Source organism: Sphingomonas qilianensis (assembly GCF_039614825.1).
GTDB lineage: Bacteria > Pseudomonadota > Alphaproteobacteria > Sphingomonadales > Sphingomonadaceae > Sphingomonas > Sphingomonas qilianensis.
Genome location: NZ_JBDIMF010000005.1, coordinates 212,887 through 232,660, shown reverse-complemented (window position 1 = coordinate 232,660; position 19,774 = coordinate 212,887). Strand labels below are relative to the sequence as shown.

The window sequence follows — 19,774 nt, the reverse complement described above, 5'->3', positions numbered from 1 at the left end:
CTTATGGAACAGCCCGCCCGGGTACGCGTCTCGTCGTCCGTGAAAGCGACGCGCTGCGGCAGGCTGGCTATATGCTTTAGGTTATGATCGGGGTGAGTGGTCTTTTTCGTAAAGTCAGGGGAGGGTAGCCCGTCAATAACCTTACGAACTACCCACGCATCCAACGATACGGTGGACTTCCTCTGCATATTGTCGAAGTTTGCACGCACGCTCGTCCACCGGCCAAAGCTTCAACCCCGAGTCGAGCGCTGCTGCGGCATCTCCCAACGCCGCTTCGCCGAACATGCCAGCCGTGCCCGCCAGGTTGTGCGCCATCGCGGCCAGTTCACTAATCTCGGCATCAGTAAAATGCCCGCGGCAAAGCGTGGTGTCGATTTTCTCAATCATTGCATCTCGCCGTGCGGCATAGCGTTGCTTCAGTGAGGAGCGCGCACCGGCGGGCGGCGCGGGGTCCTCCGTGCCCGCGTCAGGGCGCGGATCGGCTTTGTCCGCCACGAGCGGCGACATCTGATCTGTCCCAGCCGGCCGTGCGGGAGCATGGCCCAGATAGCGTCGTAGCACCTCCTCCAGCGCCCCCGGCTCGAGCGGCTTGGTCAAATGGTCGTCCATGCCCGCCTCGCGACAGCGAGCGAGATGCTCGGGTTGCGCGCTCGCGGTCAGCGCGACGATCGGCAAAGAGGCGGTGGGACCGGTCTGACATCTCAGCGCTCGCGTGGCGGCGAATCCGTCCATCACCGGCATCTGGCAGTCCATCAGAATTAGATCGAAACCCGCAACCTCCACCGCGGTGAGCGCTTCCGCGCCATTCTCCGCGAGCTCGACCGCGCAACCATATTTCGCCAGCATCGCGAGCATTAATTCACGGTTGAGGTCGACATCGTCGACAACCAATATGCGTTTGCCGATCAAGGACAGTTGGGGCGCCGTGGGCTGATCATGTCCGATTGCGGTCGGGCTGGCTACCGGAAGCGCGAGCTCGAACCAGAAAGTCGAGCCGACACCCACCTCGCTCAACACGCCAATCTCGCCGCCCATCAGCGTTACCAGCTGCCGTGAAATCGCCAAGCCAAGACCGGTACCGCCATAGCGGAGTGCGACGGAGGCACTTGCCTGCACAAAGCGGTTGAACAAGTTTTCAATCTTGTCCGGCGATATCCCGCCGCCTGTATCCACAACTTCAACGCGCAGCCGCGCAGTTTCGTCGTCTCCGCCCACCTTCAGCACGTTGGTCGTGACGGCGCCGTTCTGGGTGAACTTGATCGCGTTCGATAACAAGTTGAGCAGGATCTGGCGGAGGCGGCCGTGATCCCCCACAAGCCGGTGAGGAATTGCTGGATCGACGTTAACGTTGAGTACCACGTCACGTGCCGCGGCTTGCGGCTCCATCATGGAGGCCGTGCCGGTGACAAGCGCGGCCACATCGAAGGAGGCGCAGACAAGCGCGAGCTTGTCAGCCTCGAGCTTCGAGAAATCGAGCACGTTGTCGATCACCGCATGCAGCGCGACCCCCGCCCGGTGGACCATGCGGATTCGGCGCTGGTCCTCGGCGTCCAATCCCACACTTTGATCGAGCAGGCGCGAGAAGCCGATGATGCTGTTGAGCGGCGTGCGCAGTTCGTGGCTCATATTGGCCAGGAAACGTTCCTTGGAGTGCATCGCCTCCTCCGCCGCAAGCGTGGCCGCGCTAAGCGCATCCTCCTGCTCCTTGTTTGCCGTCACATCCCGGATCACATCCAGATACCCGGTTGGCGCATTGCTCACCGGATCGCGCAGTAGCGCGGGGCTCGATTCGAGCCAGACCCAGCGTTCCTCGGTTTTGTGCCAGGCACGCCAGCGCACGCATTTGCCCGTTGCGCCGGCCCACAATGCCCGGAACGCTTTGCGGAGCCCGTCGAGGTCGTCCGGATGAGTGATGTCGCCCGGGAGAGCCCCCAGTCGGTCTTCGGGCGTATAGCCCGTGATCGCCTCCGAAGACGGCGATACGAACGTCGTATGGCCTTCGAGATCGCTGGTGACGATGATGTCGCTCGAGTTTTCCGCCATCAGGCGATAGCGCAAATCGCTCTCGCGGGCCTTTTCCTCGGCCTGTTTTAACGCCGAAATGTCGAGCATAACGCCGAAGATACTGACCGCGACGCCGCGCTCGCGGCGGATCGTGCCGCGTGTCATGACATGCCGCGTCATGCCGTTTGGAAGCAGCAGACGGTAATTGCTTTCGTAATCGTCTGCACCGTTAGCAATAGCGCCCGCCAGGGTCTGGATCGCCCGCGCACTGTCGTCGGGATGGCGGCGGCTCGTCAAATTCTCGATCGTCGGGGCATCGCAGGCGGAATCGAATCCGAGGATGGTCCACAATTCCTCCGACCATATCATCTTCTGGGTTGTCAGGTCGTAGCTGCAGAAGCCCATATGCGCGATCTTGCCAGCAGCGCTCATCAGGACGTTGGCCTGTACCGCGGCTTGCTCGGCGCGTTTCAAGTCGCTGATGTCCCGCTTCCCGACGAACACCTGATGGACGGCGCCGCTGTTGTCGCATAGCGGCACCAGCCGAATATCGAAGGTCCCGCCGTGTCGCGATACCGTCAGCCCGCGCATGGTACGTCCGGCTTGCTTGGACGCCATCGCTTCGCTGATATAGTCGATCATCCTCGCGGCGACGTCGGGCGTGAACAGCATTTCGAGGGATTTACCGCGGGCCTCGGCCGCGGTCGTGCCAAAAGCCACTTCTGCCGCAGCGTTCATGGTGTTCATCGGGTATGCGCCATCGACCACGTCGCAGACGAAATTGAGGTCCGACGAGCTGTCGAAAATCCCCTTGAACAGCGCTTGGGCATCATTCAGCTGGGCCGCGGATCGTTCCGCCGCCTGATAGGCCTGGGTCAGCTCCAGATTGCTTTTTTCCAGTGCCGCCTGCGCCTCCACGCGAGCAGTGACGTCTCGGCAGGCAGAGACGATCTGCGGCTCGTCGTCGTCGCTCATCACGATGCGGGCGACGAACTCGATCGGGAGGAGATGGCCGGCCTTGTGGCGCAGCCAAGTCAGATGGGTCATCGTCGCGCCGGCCGGTTCGGTCTTCAGCTGCGCCATGGCCGTGACCATCGCCTCATGCCTGGCGGGTGGCATGAAGCCGAAGACGCTCCTGCCGATCAACTCCTCGGGCAGGAATCCCAGGATCTTCTCGCTTGAGGGCGACATGTAGGAGCAGCGCCCCGCGATCGAATACAGGCCGACCATATCGCTCGCGCTGTCCGCCAGCAGGCGGTAGCGCGCTTCGGATTCGCGCTGCGCGGAAAGATCCTGGACCTGGGCAATCAGATGCTTGGGCGCTCCGTCGTCACCCACCACCATCGACACCGACAGGCGGGCCCACATCACGCGGCCGCTTTTGCGAATGTATCGCTTTTCGAGCTGATAAGAAGGTAATTTACCGGCGATCAGGTCTGCCAGCAGCAGCAGATCGGCGGCCAAGTCATCGGGATGCGTGATGGCTTGGAAATCGAGCTTCGTCGCTTCGGCTATGGAATAGCCGATCAGCTGGCAGAACGCCGAATTCAGCTTCAGCAAACGCCCATCGAGCGCGACCACCGCCATCCCGATCGGGGCGTGATCAAAGGCGTTCTCGAACAATTCGGTTTGTGCGCGACGTTCGGAAATGTCCTGGATGAGCGCAGTGAACTGCCAATCTTCGCCGATATTGGTCGCGCTGAGTGCGAGCTCGATCGGGAAAATGTCGCCGTTGCGGCGCTGCGCTGTAACCTCGATACGTGTGCCGATCACGCGGGCTGTCCGGCTCTCCATAAAGCGCGCCAGTCCGGCATCGTGCGATGCGCGCAGGGCTGGCGGTACAATGAACCGTGACATGCACTGTCCGACGACTTCGCTCGCACGCCATCCGAACGTCAACTCGGCATGCCTGTTCCAGCCGCTGACGACACCGTGTCGATCAATCGTCACGATGGCCTGCTGCGCGGTGGCCAGAATGCTTTCCAGCCGCTGTTCCTTGGTGCGTACGGCTTCCCTGAGAAGGCGATGCTCGGCGAGATTGCGTGATTGTAATTGGCCGCTCAATTCCGCGGCACGATCGACGGCAATCTGCCGCCGCGCCATTTCCAGGCGGAGCGCGCGCGACCGGCGTATCAACAGGATTCCCGCTGCCAGACCACTGCAAAGCAGAGTGATGATGAGCTCGTCGAGCTGCCATGCCTCATGTTCGGCGACGAAGGCGTTCAACCGTTCGTAAGCTTGGAAGTACGCACAAAGGAGGGGAAGAACCGCAATCGCGATCAGCGCCACGATTAGGTCCGGATACCGTTGAGCGGCAACTCCGCGAGTTGGCGCGTCGATCACATTGGCTCTCCCTTCGCCTCATCCTAGGGCAAAGGGCATAACAGAAGGTGAAGAGGGGCATCTCCCAGGTGCGCGCGGCACGAGTCTGTCAGGGCCGAGACGGGACGGCTAGGCCCGGATCTCAAGGTCAGCGGGGATTTTTAGCTGGCCGGCTCAGTATTAACGCAATCATATCATATCCCAAATATTGCATCGGACGCGATGTACGTGCCCTCCCCGGGGGCTATTCTCTCTTGGATCGACCCGATGCTGATGGACCTGCCCGCGCAATGGACCGGAGAACCGACCGATCCTCCCAAGGGGCTGAGCGCAGAGGCACGCCTGTTGATGTTCGAGACGATCATCGGACAGGCCATGCGGGCGACGTGCTGTGCCGGGGCGATGATCTGCGCGACGGTCGATGGCGAATTGCAGCTCGTGGCGGGGAACCAGGAGGGGCCGTTGCGCAAGCTCGTCCCTTTCCTGACGGACGATACCGCTCCGGAGACAGCGGCACAGATCATTGGTGGCACAGCGGTTCCGATCGGGTTCCGGGGCGAGCGCGCGGCTGATGTGTGCTTTGCTGCGGCGGTGCCGATCCCGGGGACGCAAGGCGCCTTCCTGATCGTCCTCGACACGCTACCCCGTCCGCGGCTGAGTGCGGCGCAGACCTACGTGTTGCGCGCCCACGCCGCGCACCTCGGCACGTTGTTCGACCTCGCGGTGCTGCAGGAGCGCTTGGATCTCGCCGACAGCGGTGCGAACCGCGCGAACCTCGAGCGCCTGCGTCTGCTGGAATCCGTCGCTGTCCACGCGCGCGACTCGATCGTTATTACGCAGGCCGAGCCGATCGACTTGCCCGGGCCGCGTATCATCTATTGCAACGCCGCGTTCACGCAAGCGACCGGCTATTCTGCCGCCGAAGTGATCGGGCTGACGCCGCGGCTGCTGCAGGGACCGAAGACGGACCCTGCGGCGCGCGCGCGGCTGCGACAGGCGCTGGCGGCGTGGGAGCCGATCGAGATCGAACTGATCAACTACCGCAAGGACGGCACCGAGTTCTGGGTCGAACTCAGTATCGTTCCGGTCGCGAACGAAAAGGGCTGGTTCACCCATTGGGTGTCTGTCCAACGCGACATTAGCGAGCGCAAGGCCGCGCAGGAACTCGCCGCGCGGGTGCGGGTTGCCGAGATCGAGAATGAAGCGCTTACGACCGAGATCCTCGAGCGCAAGCGCGTCGAAGCGCAGCTGCTGTACGCCGCATTTCACGATAGTCTGACCCGTTTGCGCAACCGGGCCTTTTTCATGGAACGGCTCGCCAAAATGCTGGATCGCGGCGGTGAGAATTGCGCCGTGCTGTTCCTTGATCTTGACCGGTTTAAGATCGTCAACGACAGCCTCGGCCATCTCGCGGGCGATGCGCTGCTCAAAGAGGTGGCGCAACGGCTGCGGCAATGTGTTCGTCCGCAGGACACGTTAGCGCGCGTTGGTGGCGACGAGTTTGCAATCCTGATCGAAAACGCCACCGATCTCGCAACGCCGGTGACGATCGCCGAAGCCATAATCGAAGCGCTGCGCGCGCCGGTCCAGCTTGCGCGGCAGAGCGTTTTCCCATCGTGCAGCATCGGCATCGTCCATGTTGCCGGCCCGGGCGCGGCGCTCGACGACCTGATGCGCGATGCCGACATCGCGATGTACGAGGCCAAGCGCGCCGGCGGCGGCGACTATGCAATCTTTGACGCGTCGATGCGCGAGGACGCGGTGGGCCGGCTTATGCTGCAGACCGATCTGCGCCAGGCGGTTGAGCGTGATGAGTTCCATCTCGCTTACCAACCGATCGTCAATCCGGCGACTGGCGCGATCCGCAGCTTCGAGGCTTTGTTGCGCTGGAATCATCCAACGCGTGGCGCGATTAGCCCCGCCGATTTCATCCCCGTCGCCGAGGAGATCGGGCTGATCCGCCAAATCGACCGCTGGGTCATGCGCGAGGCGTGCGCGCAGCTCAGCGGTTGGCAGCGACGCTTCGCCAATCCCGATCTTAAGCTGAGTATTAACACTTCCTCGGCGGCCTTCGCCGAGTGCGGCTTCGTCGCTACACTGGCCGAGGTGCTGCGCGAGTTCGCTATCAGGCCCCAATCGCTTGAGCTGGAGATCACCGAGGGCATCTTTCTGCACCCGTCGCCGGAGATCGCCGAGACGATCGCCGCGATCCGCCGGTTGGGGGTGCGCGTCGCGCTGGACGATTTTGGAACTGGCTATTCGTCGCTCAGCTACATCAATCGCTATCCGATCGACACGATCAAGATCGACAAGTCGTTCATCGACGGGATCGGTACCAACCGCCAAACGCGCGCCATTGTTGAGCTGATCGTCAGGCTCGGCGACACGCTCGACCTCAACATCATCGCGGAGGGGGTCGAAACCCAGGAGCAGACCGACATGCTGATGCACATCGGCTGCCGTGCGATCCAGGGCTATCATTTTGCCGAGCCGCTTTCGGCACGAGATGCGGGCGAGCGGTGGCATGCGACCACAGCGAGCGAGGTGAACCGGTTTCCTCGTGGGGAGGGGCGGTAATAGAACCTGCGCGTTGATCAATTAACTATGGAAGTTCTGGCCCTAGACGTTTGGCCAGCTGGCATCGATGTGGCTGGCCTTTATCGGGATTGTCGTCACCCTACTCACACTCGACCTGGGAGTGCTGCATCGGAAGGTCCGGTGATTGACCGTCTTTGCGTCTAGATCAAAAACGTACGCTCACATTACTCTATCACGCGGCCCGAATTATACAGGGGCGGATCAGCGGTTATCGGATCATCGTGCCGCGGCATCGGCACCATCCACGGCCCAGGTCGCGAGCACGTTGCCCGAAATTGGATCGGCGATGGCGATTTCGTCGCTGGCAATGGCGATGACGCAGATCGGGCGCTGCTCAGCGCCTGCCGGCTGTCGGCACGTCACCGGGCCGCCGCCGGGTGCGGCGGCGATTCGCCCGGTGATACGCAGCCGCAAACCTTGCGTGCCGGCGAAGCCTTCGTCGGGCGCGCGCACGACCGCCTCATAAGGTTTGTCGCCGCGTCGGCCCTGGCGGATGTCGTCCGCGCCGAAAAATTGCGCGATCGCCAGCGTCTGGCCGGGCAAGGTCACTGCATCCGCGCCGCTGGGCGTGGCCACCGCACCGGTGGGCGGGCAGCTGTCGCTCGAGCTCCAAGGGCGCGCGATCCAAAATCCCTCGACCGCAACGACCGCCTCAGCGGCAGCGGCAGGCAGGAGGTCGGGTGCATCCCATACCGCTGGGGCGACGTGGACGCGCAACACCTTGGTCTCGCCATCGTAGCGCCAGCGCATCGGCGCGTCGCTGGTCTGGTCGGCCGGCCCCTGGCAGCCGAACGGAAGGTTGATCGTGAAACGCCGGCCCTCGGCGCGGGCAATGGCGGCGGGCAGCGGTTGACCCGAGGCCACGGCGTCGGCGGCTTGCGCGGCCAGCGCGATCAGGTCGGCGCGGCTCATCAGGCGATCCCGCGGCGCAGGCTGCTCGGCGATCGGCGCGGATGGCGCCGGGGTGGCGATCGGCGCCACGACCGCCGGCGCCGGATCGCGCGCCGAGGTTGATCGCCCGAGCAGAAACCCGCCGCCCCCCACCACGGCCACGGCGGCAAGGCCAGCGGCGAGCGCGACACGACTGGTACGGAGACTTGGCTCATTCATAATCGGGGGATAGCAAAGCTTTGCGTCCCGTCATACCCGGTGTAGCGCCACCGACAGGAGAAGGTATGCCTCGTTTCGTAGTCGCGCTCATGGTCCGCGACCAGCACCCGTGACGTTCGATCAGATCCTCACGCTCGTCGTGCTGGTGGCGGTGGTCGCCGCGCTGATCTGGGACAAGGTACGCGCGGATGTCGTCGCGCTGAGCGGCGCGGCGGTGTTGCTGGCGACCGGCGTGGTCCGGCCGATCGAGGTGCAGGGCGCATTTGCCAGCCCGGCGATCATCGCGCTCGCCTCATTGTTCGTGATCGCTTACGCGCTCGAATTGTCGGGGCTGCTCGATCGCGCGATCGAGGCGGCGGTGAAGATGTGCCGGCGGCTCGGCGCGGCGGGTCTGTGGCTGCTGCTCGGCGCGATTGGCTTGGTATCGGCCTTTCTCAACAGCACACCGATCGTCGTACTCGGTGCGCCGGTGGTGCGCGATGTCGCGATCGCGCTCAAGCTGCCGCCCAAACGCTTTCTCATGCCCTTGTCATACATCACGGTATTGATGGGCTGCTGCACGCTGATCGGCACCTCGACCAATTTGCTGGTCGACGATATGGCGCGCGTTGCCGGCCAGCCACGTTTCAGCATGTTCGAGATCACGCCCGTCGGCCTGCCTATCGCCGCGGCGGGGGCGCTGTACCTGTTCCTGTTCAGCGGCCGGCTGATGCGCGGCAGCATGACCGACGCCGCTCCGACGACCGAGGCGGCCGCGATCGACGTGCCCGGCGGACAAGTGGGCGATGTCACCTTGTTCGCAACGTATCGGCCGTTCCAGCCGGTCAAGGCCGCGATCGCGCTGGGCATCTTCGCCAGCGCCATTGCCGTTGCCGCAATGGGCCTCGCGCCGATCGCCGCTTCGGCTTTCGCAGGCGCCGTGCTGCTGATCCTGCTGCGCGTGATCACGGCGGATGAAGCTTATGGCGGTTTGCGCCCGCAGATCCTGATCCTCATCGCGGGGATGGTCGTGCTCGGCATGGCAATGGAGCGCAGCGGGCTGGCAGCGGAGGCAACCGGCGCGCTGGTCGGATCCATGCAGGAATTCGGGCCGCTCACCGCGCTCATCGTGTTGTACGCGCTGACCATGGTGCTGACCGAATTGCTCTCCAACGCCACCGTCGCGGTGCTGGTCACGCCGATCGCCGTCGCGCTGGCCGAGAGCCTGGGGGTCAGCCCGCGGCCGTTTCTGGTCGCCGTGATGATGGCCGGCAGCGCCGCCTTCGCCACGCCGTTCGGCTATCAGACCAACGTCATCGTTTATCAGATGGGCGGCTATCGCTATCTCGATTTCGTCAAGGTCGGGCTGCCGCTCAATTTCATCACGTTCGCGGTGGCGATCGTGGCGATCCAGGCGTTCTTCCCGTTCTGACGGCGTCGATCAGGTGAAGGACGCCGGCGCATTATCGCTGCCCATCGACCATCGCCGGTCCCGCGCCGCGCGTTTTTGCTTGATCCGCCACCGAGATAGCGTGCTCGCCTTTATCAGCGCCACTAGTGCGATCTTGGGCATGCGGGCGTCTCGCCTATCGATGTGAATGTGATCGCCGCCGGTGTGGCATGGATCTGGAGCGAATGATGCAGAAGCCGTCAACGACATGGGATGCGGCCATGGTCCGCACCTGGCTGGAGCGCCGCTTGGCCGCCGCGAAGCTGGATCAGGCGGCGGCGGACCGGCGCGGTTATGAAGCGCAGGACGAATATGATCAGGCCGCCGCCGAGGAATGGGTCTGCCGCGCGCTTCAAGCGGTCGATTGCGCCGATACGCAGGCCGCGCTGGCCCAGCGTCTCAAGGAACTGATCGGCCAGGACGACTATCCAGCAACCGGCAGCTATGACGATACGCGCTTCCAGCGGCATGTTCGCGCTCAATTGCGGAAGCTCGCCAAAATGACCAAGGCCAATGAGGGGTTTGGCAAGACGCTGCGCTATCAGTGAGCGCGGCGCAACCCGATCGCACTCGGATCGTTACTGAGCCGAAATGTGGATGTCTCCTTATCGCGTTGATGGGCTTGAATTGCCGTCACAGTGCGCCGCCGTGGTGGCGGTCGCGGTGCCCGCGTGCAACGAAGCCGGGACGATCGAGGCCTGTATCCGGGCACTCGATATCGCTGCTGCCAACGCTGGCGGGGCGACCGTCCAGCTCGTCCTGTTAGTCAACAATAGCAGCGACGATACTGCTGCGCGGGCGCGCCGCTATCGCGCGCGCGCCATGCGGATCAGCGTGGTGGAGATCGCCTTGCCGCCGCAGCACGCGCATGCCGGCGGCGCGCGGCGCGCGGCGCTCGATCATGCGACGACGCTGTTGCCGGCCCACGGCATCTTGATGACGACGGATGCCGACAGCCGGGTCGATCCGCAGTGGATCGCCGCAACCCTCGCCGAGCTTGCTGCAGGAGCGGATGCCGTGGCGGGCGCGGTTGCTTTCGACGAAGCGGATTTGACGGCGCTGCCACCGCTGCCGCTGCGCGCGCTGGAGTGGCACTTGGCCGGCCTGCAAGCGCGGCTCGGCACGTTGCTCGATCCGCGCGCGCATGATCCGTGGCCGAACCATATCTGGGCGTGGGGCGCGTCGCTGGCATTGACCGTGTCGGCGTACCGGCGCGTCGGCGGACTGCCGTCGGTCCCGCTGGCCGAAGACCGCGCGCTGGCCGCAGAACTGGAACGCTGCGATTTGAAACTCCGGCACAGCCACGCGCCCCTGGTGCTGACCTCCGCCCGTCGCAGTGGCCGCGCGCCCGGCGGGCTGGCCGATTTGCTGGACTGTTATGTCATCGATGCGGCGACGCCGTGCGACGCGGCGCTGGAACCGACGGCCGCGCTGCTTCGCCGATTATGCTGGCGCCGGCGGCTGCGGCGGATCGCGGGCGACGATGGGCTGGACGCCGCGGCAAACGCGGCGCGGCGGCTGGGGTATGACGGAGCGGTAACCACCGGTTTCGGCGCGCTGTGGAGTGCAGTCGAGACACAGTCGCCCGCGCTGGCGCGGTCGCGGGTGATGCCATCGACGTTGGCGGGCGAAGTGGCGCTGGCCGAGCGCTGGATCAGCCGGATCGCGCGATACTCAGCAGATCGAGCCGATAATCCGGCGTCCGCGCACGCTGCCTGACCTGCCACGCGCCGGCGGATTTGAAGGCGGCGACTGCCTCCTCGCCGGTCAGCGGATAGTCGGGCGTCTCGCCGAGCCAGTGGACCAGCACGATGTCGGCGTCGGGTGCGGCCATCGCGCTGACTGCCGCGGCGAGCCGAGCGACACCGGCCGAATCGAAGTAATAAAGCACTTCGGACAGCACGATCAGGTCGAACCGGCCGGGAGGCGGTGTCTCAGGCAGCGTGGACAATGCAAAGCGCACGGGCAGACCGTGGCAACGCTGCGCCGCGCGGTCGAGCGCCGCGCGCGCCACATCGAGGGCAAGCAAATCATCGCAGCGCGCGGCGAGACGCGCGGTGAGCACGCCCACCGAACAGCCGATCTCGATCGCACGGGGGTAATGTGCGCGCGGCAACGCCGCGAGCGTCGCGCTATACTTGGCGTCCTCATAAGCGCTGCTCTCCATCCGCCATGGATCGGGGTCCGCTGCGTAAAGTTGGTCGAAATAGCCGGGCTGGAGCGATCGCGCAGTCATTGGAAACGCCCTTCATGGTCGAGCAGCCAGGCCGCGGCATTGTCACGCGAGGCATCAAGGAAAGGTTGGCGCAGATAGGTTTCGAGATCGCGGAGCACGCGATCGAGCGGATCGGGCGCGATGAAACTGCCCAGCCCGATATTGCGGCGGGTAGCCTCGATACAGGTCAGCGCCAGTTCCTCGAATCCGCCGCGCGCGAGATCGACATAGGCATCGATCGCCGCCGGATTGCCGTCGCGCTCGGCTCGGGCGGCGGCCTCGCGCACGATCAGCCGCGCCGCCTCGTGCGCCGCGCCGGCACGGGCGAGGCGCGCGCGCGGCACGGCATCGGTGCCGCCGCGCAGATTCAACTTTTCAGCGTGCAACGCCATCACCGCATCGAGTCCGCCAAGCTGGACAGCGAGGACGCGCCACGCGCCGCCGGAGAAAAAAGGGCTGCGATAATAATCGCCGGGCACCCCGATCACTGCGGCATCCGGGACGACCAGCCCGGTGAAATCCACCGTGCCTGTTGCCGTGCCACGCATGCCGGCGGCGCGCCAGACGGACAGATCGGCGCGCTCCGCCGCAACCTCGGGAAGCATCATCAGCGGGCCATCGTCGCCGATCCTGGCGGTAACGAGCGGGCGACGGATCGCGCCACTGCCCGAGCAATGGATTTTGCTGCCCGACAATTGCCAGCCCCCATCGATCCGCACCGCGCTCAACCCGTTCGCGCGCTCGGCATTCCACACGCCCGACGGTCGGCCGGCAGCGATTTCTGCCGCCAGCAGCGGCAGCGCGTCTGGCGCATAGGTCGCGACCAGCCGCACCGCGTTGACATGTCCCTCGTACAGTCGCCCCACGGTCAGGCTGGCGGCGCCGATCATCGTCAGGATCTCGCACAACACCGCCGACGCTGGCCCGCCGTGGCCGAGGGCGATACCGCCAAAGTCGGCCGGCAGGCAGGCGCCCAGCAAGCCGGCGGCGGCGAGATCGGCAATATCCGCATCGGGGTAAGCGGCAGCGGCGTCGATCGCGGCGGCGCGCGCCCGAATCGCCGGGTGGAGGCGGCGAGCGGCGGCAAGGGCATCAGCGGGCACCTTGGGCCGCGATGGAACGTCGGGGGCAGGTGAGGGATTGGCCATCCATGCCGAACCCCCGTCACTCCGCGCTGTTCCGCCAAACCTCGGCGCAGGCCGTGCTGCGCCTCGCCGGCCGGCGGTGTATCGTGGTCGTCGCGCCGCACCCGGATGACGAAACGCTCGGCTGTGGGCTGCTGATCGCGCGGGCAACGCGTGCCGGCGCGCGCATCGCGGTGGTCGCGCTGACCGATGGGCAAGCGTCGCATCCCGGTTCGCGCCGTTGGCCCGCAGCCGCGCTGGGCCGGCTGCGTCGCGCCGAGCTGCGCCGCGCAATGGCCCGGCTCGGCGCCGCGGCGGCGAGGTGTGTTTATCTCGGCTGGCCCGATGGCCAGGTCGCGCAGCGCGGCAAGGTGGGGGCGTTGCGCCGCGTGTTGCAGTCGCTCGATCCCGGCGTTGTGATTGCGGCTTCGCCCGCGGATCATCATCCCGATCACAAGGCCGGTTGGGCGCGGACCCGCGCCGCGCTGCGCGGCACGGGCGTGCCGCTAGTGGCTTATGCCGTATGGTCGCGCACCACGGGCGGTGGCCCGGCGGCGCGCGATCCGGGCAAGGCTGCCAAGCGCTGGGCGATTGCCGCGCATCGCTCGCAAACCAGCGATTATATCGCCGACGACCCGCAGGGCTTTACCTTGTCCCCCGCTGTGCTCGCCGCGTTGGTCGATGAGGCGGAGCGCTTCACGCTCGCCTCCCGCGGAACGCGCTGACCGCGCGATGCTGGCATCACCACGGCGCGATCAGCCCGAGCCGGGGCTTTCCTGCTCGGCCTCGTACGGGGCGTCCGTGCCGACCTTGCCGTGCACTTCGGCTTCGGCAACACCGCTCGTCTCGACGATGTCGAAGCTGCGATCGCCTGCCCCGACGACGCGCGGTGCGTATGCCGGGGCCGGCTGTGCGGCGCTTTCGCCCAAGTCGCCGCCCGGCGTGGTGCCGCCCTGGCCCACCGCGCCGGCCGTGTCGGGGTTGGCCTTCTCGCCATCCGCCTGGCCAGGGCCGAAATATCCCTGCACGCTCTGGCCGCCTTGATAGTCGCCGCTTTCGCCGCGTGCCTCCTTGCCGGTGTGGGGATTGTCATAGCTGCCGCCGCCGGATTCGCCGCCGATGCTGCGACCCTGCGTGGCGTCATCGCCAACGCCGTCCGAATGAATTTTCGTGCTGCCCTGGCCACTGGCGGGCATTGGCACCTTTCCGTCGCTCACGTGCATCTCCTTTGCGGTGTTGCCCGGCGGGCCGTTGGTCCGCCGAACGTGCCCACCGAACAGTGGCGGGTAGTTAGGTGAGCGCTCAACGCGTGGCCGACGGCTTCGGCACCGCATTGAACCGGCAATCCATCCGGGGGCGATCTCGGCCCCCCCCGCGGCGGCCGATGAGAGTTGCGGCCGGGGCAAAGGCGGCTAGATGGATCGGGTGACCATTTTTGCCATCCTTCGCCGTACCCGTCTCCGCCTTGCCCTGGCTTGCCCGCTGGCGATGGTCGCGATCATGCTCGCGGCTCCCGTGGGGGCGAACGAGTTCGATCTTGCCGGACCGGCACTGCGCGTCTCGATCGCCCGGGGCGGGGTAACGCTCCCGCTGTCGCAAGTGCCGGATCTGGCGACGGGCGATCGTATCACTCTCGCCATCGATCTGCCGCGCGAGCAGGGCGCGCGGTACCGGCTGGTGTTGGCGTTCCTGCGCGGCGCCACCAATCCGCCGCCCAAGAACTGGCTGTTCGAGGCGGAGAGCTGGAAACCGAAAAAGGCCAGCATCGTCGCGGTGGTGCCCGAGGGCGCGCAGCAGGTGCTGGTGCTGCTGGTGCCTGACACCAAGGGCGCGGTCGATGCGGTGTCGACGGCCATCCGGGGCCGGCCGGGCGCGTTCGTGCGCGCGTCGCAGGAACTCAACCAGGCGATGCTCGGCAGCGCTCGGCTTACCGCCTTTGCCGAGCAGTTGCGCCGACGCGATGCTGCGGACGCGGCGGCCGTATCGCCCCAATTGGCCAAGAGCCTGGGGGTAAAGCCGGATCCGGCCTGCCTGGAGCGTCAGCCGCACACGCGGGCAGGGTGCCTGACGCAAGGCAGCAACGTGGCCGTTTTCGCCGATAGCCAGACCAACTCGATCGCGCAGACGCTGGCCGGCGCACCCGCCGATATTGCGCTGCAGCTGAGCGGGACGCCGCAGGGCGGCTTTGGATATTATAGCCCGTATATCGGCGTCGTGCGCGATCTCGCGCGCATCCTGGGGGCATTCCAGTCGGCGCAATTGCAGTTCATTCCCGCGCTCAGCGTGCAGCAAGGGGCGACCACGCAACTGCTGCTCAACACGGTGCCTTCGTTCCGCAAGCCGCAATCGGTGCTGGTCGCCGCGCTCCCGCCCGTGGCGCCGCCCGCGCTGCCGCCGATCGAGGCGATCGAGCGACGCGCGCTTTGTGCCAACCGGCCCAACCTGCTGATCCCGGTGGCAGGCGCGCCGCTGGTGTTCGCCACCGATTATGCCCGGCAAGTCGCGGTGCGCGTGCGCACCAGGGATGGGCAGACGCGCGATTTCCCTGTGTCCGCCGATGTGGCGCAGGGCGGTTATGTCCTGTCGGCGATGGCCGCGCCGGCGGCGCTCGAGCCGCAATCGACGGGAATGCTGCATGGGATGTGGGGCTTCACGCCGTTCGAGGGGCCGACGATCCGGCTGGCCGCCGCAACCGGCGCGGCGTGGACGCTCGCCGAAACGACCCCGCTGGTCGTCGGACGTGATACGCCGGTCACGCTGATCGGCGGTGCCGCGGCATGCGTTGCCGAGGTGTGGATGGAACATGGCGACGCGCGTCTGCCGGCGCCCATCGTCGAACAGGATGGGGATCGCCTCTCGCTTAAAGTGCCGTTGACCGGGGTCGAGCCGGGACCCGTCACCGTCCTGGTGCGCAGCTATGGGGCGGAGCAAGCGCAGCGGCTCCACCTTCGCGCCTTGTCCGAGGGGAGCCGACTGACCAGCTTCGATCTGCACGCCGGCGATCGCGATGCGGTGTTGTTCGGCACCCGGCTCGATCAGGTCGCCACGCTCGAACTCGCCGGTGTAACGTTCCGACCGCAGGCGCTGACCCGCGCCGGGGTAACCGATCAGCTGGTGATGACCACCGATCAGGCGGCAGTAGGGACGCTGCAACCTGGGCAGGCCGGGCAGGCGACGGTCACGTTGATCGATGGGCGGACGGTCGCGTTGCGGGTCAAGGTCGCAGCGCCGCGCCCGACCGCGACCTTGGTCAGCACGTCGGTGGTGGCAGCGGCATCGCCTCCCCTACCGATCACGCTGACCGCGCCCGACATCGTGCCGCAGAACGGCAAACTGGTCTTTTCGATTAAGGCGCAAGGGACCACGCGGTTCACCGCCAACACGCAGATCGATATTCGCGCGCTCGATCCGACCGTGATCAAGAGCGTGCCGGTTCGCCTGCAGGATACGTCAGTCGCGATCGCGACCTTCGTCCCGGAAGATGCGCTCGGCGTTTCGGCGCACGGGCCGCTGACCTTTCGGGTGGTCGAAAATGGCGCGGCGGGCGCGTGGATGCCGCTGGCAACGCTGGTACGTCTGCCGACGCTGACCGCCTTCACCTGCCCCGGCAACGGCGCCTGCGTGCTCAGCGGCAGCGACCTTTTCCTGCTGCGCAGCGTGTCGCCCGCGCCATCCGGCGCGGCGAGGATTGCCATACCGGATGGCTTTGCCGGGGCGACGATCGAGGTGCCGCGCGCCACCTCGCGGCGCTTGTTCCTGTACTTGCGCGACGCGCCGGACGTTGCAGCGTCGATCCCGTACCCCTCGTAATCACCTAATCATTGTTCGATCCCAACCGGCATACGCGCGTCCGGCATCCGGTCAGCATGCGATGGTATGCCCCTCGTTTCGGCGTGCCACTGGCCACGGACGCCCGTAAGCGACAGGCGCGGGCGCCGTGCCGACTGTTGCCCCGCATCGCTGATATGTCCGAACTGCTATCAAGTAGTTCAAAAAATTAGATAAATGCCGTTCGAGTGGCGCGGTGGGAACACCGAAGACCCGCGTCTCGGTGCGCGACTGTGGTCAAAAGGTGACGCTATATCTTTAATCAGACAAATACGTTGCTTGATCCGCATCATCGCTTTAGCAGGACAAACCAGTCGGAACGTCGACGGGATTGATCCAGGAGAGGGTTTATGAACGCCAAGGCGTTTCTTCGTACATCGGTAGCGGTTTGCGCGCTCGTCGGACTGACGCCGCTGGCCGCCCAGACGGCGGCCACCAGCGATGTGCAGGACGCGCCCAAGCCGGCCACTGCATCGGACCAGAGCGTCAGCCCCACCGCGGCCGATGCCTCGGTGCAGGAAACCCCGGTGGTCGGCGACGATATCGTCGTCACCGGTTTCCGCCGCAGCCTGCAATCGGCGCAGAACATCAAGCGCCTGTCGGATGGCATCGTCGATGCGATCGTCGCCGAGGATATCGGCAAGCTGCCCGATACGTTCGCGTCGTCGGCGCTGCAGCGTGTTGCCGGCGTATCGGTCACCCGTGGCGGCGGCGAGTCGGCCGGTGTCACGGTGCGCGGTCTGCCCGATCTCACCACGACCTATAACGGTCGCCAGATCTTCACCGCCGAAGGTCGCTACGTTCAAATTCAGGATTTCCCTGCCGGCACGGTCGCCGCGCTGGAAGTGTACAAGTCGGGGCTGGCCGACCAGATCGAGGGCGGCATCGCCGGCGCGATCAACGTGCGCGGGCGCAAGCCGTTCGATTTCAGCGGTTTCGAACTCTCCGGCTCGGCCAACGCCGTGCTCTCGCAGCAGTCCGAAAAGATCGTGCCCAACGGCAATCTGCTGATCAGTAACCGTTGGGATACCGGCATCGGCGAGATGGGCCTGCTGCTAAACGCTTCCTATGTCGGCATCAACTTCCTCGATTCGACGCGTGAACAGTCGCTGGTCATTGCCACAACCAACGCCACCAACGCGCCGACCGCGCAGCCCGGGCTGCGCTATCCCGATGCGCAGGGCAATTTTCTGGGTTACGGCGCGCGATACCGGCCCTCGGCCAACGCCGCGTTTCAGTGGAAGCCAACGCCCGAACTCGAAATCTATGCCGACGGCCTTTACCAGGGGTTCCGTTCGAAGGATTACAACCGTTACATGTTCGTCCCGATCTTCGGCGACGGTGTGACGCTGTCGAACGTGACAACGATCCCCGGCACCAATCAAATTTCGACTGCCACCGTCACAGGCGCGGTGCGGCCCGATGGCTATAGCGGCTCCTTCAACGGCAAGACTGATACTTATCAGGCCGGCGGTGGCGCGATCTGGAAGCGGGATCGCCTCCAGATCACGGCTGATGTTGCCTATACGAACAGCAAATATACCGCCAACCTCGTCAACGTCGATTATGCCGCGGCAAGCTCGCCCGCTCGCACCGTCCAGTTCGACGCGTCACAAGACGGTGGGGCGTCGCAAGACTTCGTCAATTTCAACATCGCCGATCCGGCCAACTTCATCAGCCGTGGCCTGTTCCAGGAGCTGACCGTGGTGAGCGGCAAGGATTGGCAGGCGCGTACCGATCTGTCGTACGATCTCGATATGGGCTTCCTGAAGCGCATCCAGGTCGGCATCCGCTATGGCAACCGCGATGCCGCACGCGATTTCGGCAATATCTACTTCAACAACGAAGGTGCGGGTCTCCCGCTGACCTCGTTGCCCGGGGCCGACGTCCGGGCGACGCTGCCAGGCTTCACCTATAATGATGCGCTGCCTAATACGACTTTTGCGGCGATCACGCGCAACAGCATCCGTAACAATCTGGTCGAACTGCGCAGCTTTTTCGGCGCACCTGCGGGCGAGCCAGCGTTTTCCCCAACCGATACGTTCCGCGCCAATGAAAAGTCCTACGCCGCTTATGGGCAGCTGAAATACGGCTTTGATCTCGGCACGACGGTTGTTGATGGTGTCGTCGGTTTGCGCGCGGTGAAGACCAAAACGCAGATTAGCGGTTTCTCGCGCATTGAAGATGCGGGCGGCGTAGTGAGTAACCCGGCCATTTCTGCTGAAAGTGAATATACCGACTATTTGCCGAACGTCAGCGCACGGGTCGCGTTCAGCGACAAGCTGCAATTGCGTCTTGCTTATACGCAGACGCGCACTCGGCCGAACTTCTTCGATCTGCGTCCGAACACATCGCTGGGTCAGCCGGTCATCCTCGCGCCTGGTGATCCCTGCCTCACCGACGCGACGACGGCGGACTGCATCGAGCGTCTCCGCCGTGGTGGATCGGCCGGTAATCCGGACCTTAAGCCGCTGACATCGAACAATTACGATGCCAGCCTGGAATATTATTTCTCGCGCAGCGGCTCGCTGACGGGTGCGATCTTCCGGCACGATGCCAATGGTTTCGTATCGACAGTGGACGATCGTTCCGTTGCCGGCCTGCGTATCGCGCGTCCGGTGAATTTGGGCCAGACGCGCTTGCAGGGTGCCGAAGTGACGTTCACCAGCTTCCTCGACATCGACGGGCTGCCCGATTGGGCCAAGGGCTTCGGCGTGCAGGCCAACGGCACGTTCATCGATGCCAAGGGCGATCTCCAGCCAAACTTCGCGGCGACGCTGAATAACGAGCAGCAAGCCTTCCCGGGCGTGTCGAAATGGACCGGCAATCTCGTCGCGCTGTACGAGCGGCCGAAATTCTCCACCCGTTTGGCCTATAATTACCGCTCGAAGTTTGTTTCGTTTTACAGCCTAGAGGCACTTGATCCGATCGCCCATCCGGTGATCGAGAAGGGCCGCGGCCAGCTCGACTTCTCGACCTCGATCACCCCCGTTCCGAACATCACGGTGGCGTTCGACATCGTCAATCTGCTGGGCAACCCGCTGCAGCGCTCGCGTCAATATGATGATGGCAACAGCTATGCGCGGCAGGTGCTGTATATCGAGCGCAGCTATTCGCTCGGCGTGCGGTTCCGCTTCTGATCGG

General features: G+C 65.1%; 12 protein-coding genes. 7 read left to right on the top strand and 5 right to left on the bottom strand.

Annotated elements, in window-relative coordinates:
* Window positions 1-141 precede the first annotated feature (141 nt).
* Window positions 142-4,347 carry a PAS domain S-box protein gene (locus ABC969_RS12725; protein ID WP_345865392.1) on the bottom strand — a complete coding sequence of 1,402 codons (4,206 nt, stop codon included), beginning with the start codon at window positions 4,345-4,347 and terminating at the stop codon, window positions 142-144.
* 246 nt (window positions 4,348-4,593) lie between these two features.
* Here ABC969_RS12725 and ABC969_RS12720 point away from each other — a divergent pair, with 246 nt between their 5' ends.
* Entirely contained in the window at window positions 4,594-6,903 is a 2,310-nt protein-coding gene (locus tag ABC969_RS12720) for a putative bifunctional diguanylate cyclase/phosphodiesterase (RefSeq protein ID WP_345865391.1), read from the top strand.
* A gap of 237 nt (window positions 6,904-7,140) precedes the next feature.
* On the opposite strand, the gene ABC969_RS12715 is transcribed toward ABC969_RS12720, so the two are convergent.
* Complete coding sequence (locus ABC969_RS12715; RefSeq protein WP_345865390.1) at window positions 7,141-8,034, bottom strand: hypothetical protein; 894 nt, start codon at window positions 8,032-8,034, stop codon at window positions 7,141-7,143.
* 109 nt (window positions 8,035-8,143) lie between these two features.
* On the opposite strand from ABC969_RS12715, the gene ABC969_RS12710 reads away from it, so the two are divergent.
* The 3 genes from ABC969_RS12710 to ABC969_RS12700 all read left to right on the top strand — a co-directional run bounded on the left by ABC969_RS12710 (window position 8,144) and on the right by ABC969_RS12700 (window position 11,182).
* Complete coding sequence (locus tag ABC969_RS12710) at window positions 8,144-9,445, top strand: SLC13 family permease (RefSeq protein WP_345865389.1); 1,302 nt, start codon at window positions 8,144-8,146, stop codon at window positions 9,443-9,445.
* Window positions 9,446-9,651: 206 nt separating this feature from the next.
* The gene (locus ABC969_RS12705; RefSeq protein ID WP_345865388.1) at window positions 9,652-10,011 is read left to right on the top strand and encodes a hypothetical protein; all 360 of its coding nucleotides are present in this window, start codon (window positions 9,652-9,654) and stop codon (window positions 10,009-10,011) included.
* Between the two features lie 49 nt (window positions 10,012-10,060).
* Window positions 10,061-11,182 carry a glycosyltransferase family 2 protein gene (locus ABC969_RS12700; protein WP_345865387.1) on the top strand — a complete coding sequence of 374 codons (1,122 nt, stop codon included), beginning with the start codon at window positions 10,061-10,063 and terminating at the stop codon, window positions 11,180-11,182.
* On the opposite strand, the gene ABC969_RS12695 is transcribed toward ABC969_RS12700, so the two are convergent.
* Together ABC969_RS12695 and ABC969_RS12690 are read right to left on the bottom strand one after the other, a co-directional pair.
* Window positions 11,118-11,699: a class I SAM-dependent DNA methyltransferase gene (locus tag ABC969_RS12695; protein WP_345865386.1), complete on the bottom strand. Its 582-nt coding sequence runs from the start codon at window positions 11,697-11,699 to the stop codon at window positions 11,118-11,120. The genes ABC969_RS12700 and ABC969_RS12695 overlap by 65 nt on opposite strands.
* On the bottom strand, window positions 11,696-12,781 hold the full coding sequence (locus ABC969_RS12690) for an acyl-CoA dehydrogenase family protein (RefSeq protein WP_345865385.1): 1,086 nt from the start codon (window positions 12,779-12,781) through the stop codon (window positions 11,696-11,698). The genes ABC969_RS12695 and ABC969_RS12690 overlap by 4 nt, the downstream gene beginning before the upstream one ends.
* A 47-nt stretch (window positions 12,782-12,828) precedes the next feature.
* Here ABC969_RS12690 and ABC969_RS12685 point away from each other — a divergent pair, with 47 nt between their 5' ends.
* Window positions 12,829-13,527 carry a PIG-L deacetylase family protein gene (locus ABC969_RS12685; protein ID WP_345865384.1) on the top strand — a complete coding sequence of 233 codons (699 nt, stop codon included), beginning with the start codon at window positions 12,829-12,831 and terminating at the stop codon, window positions 13,525-13,527.
* Window positions 13,528-13,557: 30 nt separating this feature from the next.
* Here the strand turns inward: ABC969_RS12685 and ABC969_RS12680 are convergent, their stop codons facing one another.
* Window positions 13,558-14,019 carry a hypothetical protein gene (locus tag ABC969_RS12680; RefSeq protein WP_345865383.1) on the bottom strand — a complete coding sequence of 154 codons (462 nt, stop codon included), beginning with the start codon at window positions 14,017-14,019 and terminating at the stop codon, window positions 13,558-13,560.
* A 283-nt stretch (window positions 14,020-14,302) separates the two neighbouring features.
* Between ABC969_RS12680 and ABC969_RS12675 the strand changes: the two genes are divergently transcribed.
* Both ABC969_RS12675 and ABC969_RS12670 read left to right on the top strand, forming a co-directional pair.
* The gene (locus tag ABC969_RS12675; RefSeq protein WP_345865382.1) at window positions 14,303-16,612 is read left to right on the top strand and encodes a hypothetical protein; all 2,310 of its coding nucleotides are present in this window, start codon (window positions 14,303-14,305) and stop codon (window positions 16,610-16,612) included.
* 368 nt (window positions 16,613-16,980) lie between these two features.
* On the top strand, window positions 16,981-19,770 hold the full coding sequence (locus ABC969_RS12670; protein ID WP_345865381.1) for a TonB-dependent receptor: 2,790 nt from the start codon (window positions 16,981-16,983) through the stop codon (window positions 19,768-19,770).
* Window positions 19,771-19,774: the final 4 nt, after the last annotated feature.

Coding starts and splice junctions, on each gene's coding strand:
- ABC969_RS12705 (WP_345865388.1), top strand. CDS start 9,652: ATGCAGAAGCCGTCAACGACATGGGATGCGGCCATGGTCCGCACCTGG.
- ABC969_RS12700 (WP_345865387.1), top strand. CDS start 10,061: ATGTCTCCTTATCGCGTTGATGGGCTTGAATTGCCGTCACAGTGCGCC.
- ABC969_RS12715 (WP_345865390.1), bottom strand. CDS start 8,034: ATGAATGAGCCAAGTCTCCGTACCAGTCGTGTCGCGCTCGCCGCTGGC.
- ABC969_RS12675 (WP_345865382.1), top strand. CDS start 14,303: ATGCTCGCGGCTCCCGTGGGGGCGAACGAGTTCGATCTTGCCGGACCG.
- ABC969_RS12720 (WP_345865391.1), top strand. CDS start 4,594: ATGCTGATGGACCTGCCCGCGCAATGGACCGGAGAACCGACCGATCCT.
- ABC969_RS12670 (WP_345865381.1), top strand. CDS start 16,981: ATGAACGCCAAGGCGTTTCTTCGTACATCGGTAGCGGTTTGCGCGCTC.
- ABC969_RS12695 (WP_345865386.1), bottom strand. CDS start 11,699: ATGACTGCGCGATCGCTCCAGCCCGGCTATTTCGACCAACTTTACGCA.
- ABC969_RS12685 (WP_345865384.1), top strand. CDS start 12,829: ATGCCGAACCCCCGTCACTCCGCGCTGTTCCGCCAAACCTCGGCGCAG.